The organism is Peptostreptococcus russellii, assembly GCF_900110295.1.
Taxonomy (GTDB): domain Bacteria; phylum Bacillota; class Clostridia; order Peptostreptococcales; family Peptostreptococcaceae; genus Peptostreptococcus; species Peptostreptococcus russellii_A.
On record NZ_FODF01000010.1, the window covers coordinates 59733 to 66838 of the forward strand.

At 33.3% G+C, this 7106-nt stretch carries 8 protein-coding genes and 1 other annotated feature (1 of these 9 only partly in view); of the genes, 1 reads left to right on the forward strand and 7 read right to left on the reverse strand.

Going from position 1 to position 7106, the window contains the following annotated elements:
- Positions 1 to 51 (reverse strand) — a sequence feature (ribosomal protein L10 leader region); it reaches 75 nt to the left of the window's first position.
- Positions 52 to 113: 62 nt separating this feature from the next.
- The 6 genes from rplA to BMY82_RS06775 all read right to left on the reverse strand — a co-directional run bounded on the left by rplA (position 114) and on the right by BMY82_RS06775 (position 3689).
- Entirely contained in the window at positions 114 to 812 is a 699-nt protein-coding gene (rplA, locus tag BMY82_RS06750) for a 50S ribosomal protein L1 (protein ID WP_091975800.1), read from the reverse strand.
- Between the two features lie 98 nt (positions 813 to 910).
- Positions 911 to 1336 carry a 50S ribosomal protein L11 gene (gene rplK / locus BMY82_RS06755; protein ID WP_091975801.1) on the reverse strand — a complete coding sequence of 142 codons (426 nt, stop codon included), beginning with the start codon at positions 1334 to 1336 and terminating at the stop codon, positions 911 to 913.
- A 14-nt stretch (positions 1337 to 1350) separates the two neighbouring features.
- A complete protein-coding gene (nusG, locus tag BMY82_RS06760; protein ID WP_091975802.1) occupies positions 1351 to 1893 on the reverse strand; it encodes a transcription termination/antitermination protein NusG in 543 nt (180 codons plus the stop codon).
- A gap of 37 nt (positions 1894 to 1930) precedes the next feature.
- Positions 1931 to 2137, reverse strand: a complete 207-nt coding sequence (secE, locus tag BMY82_RS09645; protein ID WP_091975803.1) for a preprotein translocase subunit SecE — start codon at positions 2135 to 2137, stop codon at positions 1931 to 1933.
- Between the two features lie 47 nt (positions 2138 to 2184).
- Positions 2185 to 2334 (reverse strand): 50S ribosomal protein L33, encoded by a 150-nt coding sequence (gene rpmG, locus BMY82_RS06770; RefSeq protein ID WP_091975804.1) that lies wholly within the window; start codon positions 2332 to 2334, stop codon positions 2185 to 2187.
- A 272-nt stretch (positions 2335 to 2606) separates the two neighbouring features.
- Positions 2607 to 3689: a M24 family metallopeptidase gene (locus tag BMY82_RS06775; protein WP_091975805.1), complete on the reverse strand. Its 1083-nt coding sequence runs from the start codon at positions 3687 to 3689 to the stop codon at positions 2607 to 2609.
- A 373-nt stretch (positions 3690 to 4062) separates the two neighbouring features.
- Between BMY82_RS06775 and pip the strand changes: the two genes are divergently transcribed.
- Positions 4063 to 5022 (forward strand): prolyl aminopeptidase, encoded by a 960-nt coding sequence (gene pip, locus BMY82_RS06780; protein WP_091975806.1) that lies wholly within the window; start codon positions 4063 to 4065, stop codon positions 5020 to 5022.
- A gap of 180 nt (positions 5023 to 5202) precedes the next feature.
- Here the strand turns inward: pip and BMY82_RS06785 are convergent, their stop codons facing one another.
- Positions 5203 to 6600 carry a peptide MFS transporter gene (locus BMY82_RS06785; RefSeq protein ID WP_091975807.1) on the reverse strand — a complete coding sequence of 466 codons (1398 nt, stop codon included), beginning with the start codon at positions 6598 to 6600 and terminating at the stop codon, positions 5203 to 5205.
- Between the last annotated feature and the right edge of the window lie 506 nt (positions 6601 to 7106).

A 7106-nucleotide genomic window follows, 5' to 3' on the forward strand; every position in this document is an offset into this window, starting at 1 on the left:
GAAATTAAGCAATATCGCACCCACTGTCTACGGCAAATCTATTCTTTTTCAACATTGACAATGATATCATATTTGTCAACCTGTGTCAACAGTTTTTAAATAATTTCTATATATTATTCAGAAACTCTAGCTGGGTTTACCTTAACACCAGGTCCCATTGTTGAAGCAACTGAAACACTCTTTAAATACTGTCCCTTAGCTGCTGATGGCTTTGCCTTTATTATAGCTTCCATAAGTACCTTGAAGTTTTCAAATAACTTTTCAGATCCGAAAGAAGCCTTTCCAACTGGAACGTGGATTATATTAGACTTATCTAATCTATATTCAACCTTACCAGCCTTTATTTCTTCTATTGCCTTAGCAACGTCGAAAGTAACTGTTCCTGACTTAGGGTTTGGCATTAATCCCTTAGGTCCTAATACTCTACCTAGTCTACCAACTACACCCATCATATCTGGAGTAGCAACAACTACATCAAATTCAAACCAGTTTTCACCCTGAATCTTCTGAACTAAATCTTCAGCACCTACAAAATCTGCTCCTGCAGCTTCTGCTTCCTTAGCCTTTTCTCCCTTAGCGAAAACTAAAACTTTCTTAGTCTTTCCTGTACCATGTGGTAATACTATTGCACCTCTAACCTGCTGGTCAGCATGTCTAGAGTCTACACCTAGTCTTATATGTGCTTCTACAGTTTCATCAAACTTAGCACATGCTGTATCAACTACCATAGCCATAGCAGCTGATGCATCATAATATTCATTTCTGTCTACTTTTGCAGATGCTTCTGCATATCTCTTACCCTTCTTAGCCATTTTAATTCCTCCTTGTGGTAATACGGTAAATTAACCTCCCACTAATAAGACATTGCTTATAGCGAAATTTATTATTTACTTAACTTAAATGTTGATTATTAGTCAACTACTTCTACACCCATACTTCTTGCTGTTCCTGCGATCATTCTCATTGCAGATTCAACTGAAGCAGCGTTTAAATCCTTCATCTTAAGTTCAGCTATTTCCTGAACCTGAGCCTTAGTTATCTTTCCTACCTTCTTCTTGTTTGGTTCTCCTGAACCTGACTTTAAGTTGATAGCCTTCTTTATTAATACAGCAGCTGGTGGAGTCTTAGTTATGAAACTAAAAGATCTATCCTGATATACTGTTATAACAACTGGGATAAGCATTCCAGCCTGATCTGCTGTCTTAGCGTTAAATTCCTTAGTGAACGCCATGATGTTAACACCGTGCTGTCCTAGCGCTGGTCCAACTGGTGGAGCTGGAGTTGCCTTTCCTGCAGGTATCTGTAATTTAATTTGTCCTATAATTTTCTTAGCCATTGTGTTGCACCTCCTTAAACTTTCTCTATATTTTCAAGCCCTAGAGTTACCAAGGCCTTTCTACCAAATGCATTAACATAGACTTTTACTTCTCTTTTTTCGATGTTTATATCTTCAACTTCTCCGACATTGTCAACAAATGAACCACTTATTACTCTTACTGAATCTCCTGGTTCAAGGTCTATATCTCCTGCTACTACACTTTCAGAATCATTTTCTAAGCCCATTGCATAGACTTCGTCTTCTGTTAGTGGAACAGGCTTTGATCCAGGTCCAACAAACCCAGTAACACCTTTAGTATTTCTTACAATGTACCATGACTCATCTGTCATTTCCATCTTTACTATTACGTAACTTGGGAATATTTTTCTCTGTGTAATCTTTTCTTTACCAGTCTTTGTAGTTGTAACTACATCTTCAGTCGGAACTACTACCTTTTCGATAATATCTTCCATGTTTCTGTTCTTAACAGAATTTTCTATTGTAGTCTTGACCTTGTTTTCATGTCCAGAATAAGTATGTACAACATACCATCTTTTACTTCTTTCTTCTGACATTAAAATCATCCTTTCAATACTGAGTTCCTACTCGCGCTTAGCCTACCAATAAACTCAAGAGTTTTGATAGACCTGTATCTACAAGCCATACGAATAGAGTAGCTATTACTACTACCGCTAGCACGACTGAAGTCTTACTAGCTAACTCACCTTTTGTTGGCCATGTCACTTGTTTAAGTTCAATCATTGTGCCCTTAAAAAAACCAACCTTTTTGTCTGAAACTTCTACATTTTTCTTAGCCATAAACTCACATCCTTTTCGCTAAACACTTAGTTTTTCTTTGATGTAAATTACTTAGTTTCCTTATGAGTAGTATGTTTCTTACAGAATTTACAGTACTTCTGTAACTCTATTCTGTCAGGATTGTTCTTTTTGTTCTTAGTTGTGTGGTAGTTTCTCTGACCACATTCTTTACATGCTAAAGTTACTTTAACTCTCATCATTACACCTCCAAAAATTTTTTAATATATGATGATATAGCTTCCTGAAATTAAATCAAGTAACTATTACCTTCCGTATTTTTTCAACTCAAACAAACGACTATACAAAAGCCGTCTAAAATAAAATACCACAAATTCATTGGTGTGTCAATTGATTTGTGGTATTTTTGTCTCAATTATTTTAAGTTTTTATTTTCAAATTAGAGTTTAGCCGAGCAAGGTCCTTGCATAAGCCCTAAAATATTATTCTTATTAAATATATATTAAAATTATTAGTCGTTTCCTATTACCTGTAAATCCTTAGTATACTTATTTAATACTTCACATCCATCTTCAGTTATAAGCACTAAATCTTCTATTCTTACACCGAATTCTCCAGGTAAATATATACCAGGTTCTATTGAGAATATCATTCCAGGTTCTGCAACTAATTCATTTACAGCTGAAACATCACCGTAGTCATGGTCTTCTAGTCCTATATGATGACCTGTTCTATGAGTGAAGTATTCTCCATATCCCTTTTCTGTTATATAGTCTCTACAAGCTGCGTCTATATCACACATTCTTGCACCAGGCTTAGAAGCTTCTATACCTCTTCTGTTAGCTTCTACAACTATATCGTATACTTCCTTACCCTTTTCACTTACTTCCTTCCAGAATACTGTTCTAGTCATGTCAGAGCAGTACATATCCTTCTTACATCCGATATCTACTATTATAGCATCGCCAGGCTTAGCATATCTATCTCCAGGCTCTCCATGAGGGTTAGCTCCATTTGCTGCCATGCCTATAATTGGTGGGAATGATACATCTTCAGCTCCCATATCTTCATACATCTTTAATAATTCACTAGCAATCTGTTTTTCAGTCTTATCTCCTGTGATTTTACCTATGATTTTTTCACAAGCTTCGTCATTCATTAAAGAAACTTTTCTCATTAATTCTTTTTCTTCGTCATCCTTAAACATTCTCATAGTATCTATTATATAAGAAGCATTTACAAACTTGCTGTCAGAACACTTGTCCATTAAAGCAAGAAGGAATCTTGCTGGCCAATTCTTATCAACACCTATTGTTTTGCCATTTTCTACATACTTAGCAACAATTCCTACTGAGTCATCGTCATCTGTGAATATTACCTTTTCAACGCCAAGGTCTTCTTCGATTGGGAATAATGCATTTACAAATAACTTATGTTCTCCGTTTTCATTTAGATATAATGCATAAAGTCTTTCACCAGGATTTAGGAAATATCCTGTTAAATAGAAAATTGCAAGTGGATCACTTACTATTATCTGAGGAATATTATCTTCCTTCATTCTCTTTAATACTTGACTTACTCTGTTATCTTTCATAATTAGGCCTCCACAAAAATATACTAAGCCGATTTTACATTATTAATAAAATATTCTGTTAATCTTTTATATGAAATTTCCTTAATTTCATATATATTTTTCCCCATAGAATTTAATTAATAATAAAATCAGACTTCATATTCAATTATAACACTATATTACTGAAAATAAAACGTTTTTCTAAAATTCTATACATTTCTTATTTAAGCCCTTCTAAATATGGAATTGTGACATTGTGTATGTTATAATTTTCATTAGAGTAGTATTTTGTTTCTTAAAAAAATATATATTATTTTTTTACTGTATTTATTAAAATAAATATAAAGGAACACTGAATAATGCTACACTAAATAATTTTCAAAGGAGTAGTAATATGAGCGAATTAAGAACACTTTATCCACCAATTGAAGCAAATTTCACTGACTTCATAAAGGTTGACAATGTACACAACATCTATTATGAAGAATCAGGAAATCCAAATGGAAAGCCAGTTGTTTTCCTACATGGAGGTCCTGGATGTGGTACAGGTCCATCATGCAGACAGTTCTTCGATCCTGAATTCTACAGAATTATAATGTTTGATCAGAGAGGAAGCGGAAAGAGTACACCTCACGCTAACCTTACTAATAATGATACAGACAGTATTATATCAGACATGGAAAAGATCAGAGAAAAACTTGGTATCGAAAAATGGCTAGTTTTCGGTGGTAGCTGGGGATCAACTCTAGCACTAAGCTATGCTATTGAACATCCTGAAAGAGTTATCGGACTTGTTTTAAGAGGAATTTTCTTAGGTAGACAGGAAGATATTGATTGGATCTATCAAGAAGGTGGAGCATCTAATATATTCCCTGATGCTTGGGAAAACTATATCAGCGTTATTCCTGAAGAAGAAAGAGATGATTTAATAACTGCATACTACAAGAGATTAACTCACGAAGATAGAGCTGTTAGAGTTGAAGCTGCAAGAGCATGGAGTATGTGGGAAGGAAGCATCGTTACACTTCTTCCTAATGAAGACGTTGTTAATGACTTCGGTGATGAAGACTACGCTATATCAATGGCTACTATAGAATGTCACTTCTGGATGAACCATATGTTTAGAGATAATATGAACTATATCCTTGATAGTGCAGACATAATAAAGGATATCCCTACTACAATAGTTCACGGTAGATATGACATGGACTGTAGGTTCGTAGGAGCATACCTTCTAAGTAAGAAACTTAACAACTGTGATCTTAATATTACAATATCTGGTCACTCTTCAGGAGAACCTGAAATAGTTGATAGACTAGTTAAGGCTACAGATAAATATAAATCATTATTCTAGAAATAACAATAAGCCCTATGGATATCCATAGGGCTTATTTATTGCTTAAATTTTGAAACTCGATTGTTAGTAACTAAGATTGACTATGATAAATATACATAAAGTTATCAATATAAATATTTAAAAAAGCTGCTGTAGACATTGTCTACAACAGCGTTAATTTTTCTTTATTAATTAATATTAAGCTTCATCCTTACCTTCTACCATCTTATTAAGTGGTTTTGTAAGAACAAACATTATGAATGCGGATATAAATGATACAACCGCAAATGTAACAACTACAGGGAAGAATCCTAATTTTTCAACGAATCCCTGAGTGTAACCATTTAATATTGATGCTGCAAATGTAGCAAATGTCCAAACACCTATTAAAAGAGAGAAATACTTCTTTGGTGCGAACTTACTTACAAATGAGTTTCCAAGTGGAGAGAAGCATATTTCACCTAGAGTTAATAATACTCCAAATACTAATAGCCAAACAACACTAACCTTCTGAGAGTTTGGAGCTCCTATACCTCTTGATATTTCCATTCCAACTAGAACAAGATATGATACTCCAAGGAATAAGAATGCTAACGTTACTTTTTGGAACATTGATAAGTCACCCTGAGGTCTCTGTGATAACTTATACCATAACTTAGCTGCACCTATACTTAGGAATATACATAACAATCCATTCCATGATGTTGTTATATGCTGAGGAGTTAGAGTTACACCACCCATACTCATATCAACCTTTTCAACCATATATATGGATAAAACAGTATCCTGCTGATAATAGAATAACCAGAATATAATAGATATAAATGATATAAATACAATTGCAACTACTCTCTTCTTCTCATTACTTGTTAAAGGAGCCTTAGCATCTGCCTTAGCTTCTGCTTCTGATTCATTTTCATGAGACTCACCTATTATATTTCCATCTTTATCAGTTAAGTACTTAAATGGTTTCTTACCTTGCCCCTGTAGAGTTCCATAACATAGTGTAAAGAATACTCCACCAAGTAAAACTACTATTGCACATACTAGGAACACCTGTCTGAATCCCATAACTTCACCATGTCTAAATGTACTGATGTAAAGAACTCCAGTAACTAAAGAACCAAGTAAAGCACCAATATTAACAAATGAATACTGGATTGAGAACGCAGAGTCAAGAAGCTCTTCGTCATCAAACAATCGTCCTATAATCGCCGCAAGATTACCTTTAAATAAACCAGTACCTATAGATACTACCGCTATCATCATATAGATTGAGCCTACTCCTGTAGCCTTCCATCCAAATAGGTATCCAATAGCCATTAAAACACAACCAATTGTAACCGCATATCTAGCACCTAACCAGTGGTCACATACATATCCACCTATAACTGGTGCAATATAAGTCCAAGCAGTTAATTGTACAGCTATAAATGCTGCATCTTTAGTATCGATTCCTAAACCACCTTGTGCTACTGCAGTGATTAAGAAAACGATAAGCATAGGTTTACTACCATAGAAAGCAAATCTTTCAAATGTGTAAGTTAAACTTGACACGTAGAAACCTATCGGGTATTTTGCTTTAGTTTCTCCCATTAACCTAAACCTCCCTTAAGATTAAATTATAATATAAAATTTCACGCTATTATTTTTGTATAATAACGTTATCCAGAGATAAAAAATTATCCCTCAATGTACAGTTTATATTCTTATTAAGAATTAGTCAAGATATTTACAAAAATAAAAAAATAATATTTTTATATTTTTAAAATTTAGTGAAAATTCAAAAATCTGAACCATTGAAAATTAGCAATTTCTATGATTTTCCTCCTTAAATTTTTCTTTTTTGCACTTATTGATAGTATTTCCTAAATAATATTTATATGCATATATAATTGGATTTTTTCTTTTTTAAACTATAATTTTTAAGTTTTTCTTTCTTATATAAGAAAATTTTTACTATTTATGTCAAAATAAATAAAAAAACACATAAATATATTAACTCTGTATTTATGTGTTTTTATTTTTGTTTTCTGCTTTTATACGGTATAAAAACTCTTAATATTTTTATTAAATTTTATGCTTATTTGAATTAAAAACAA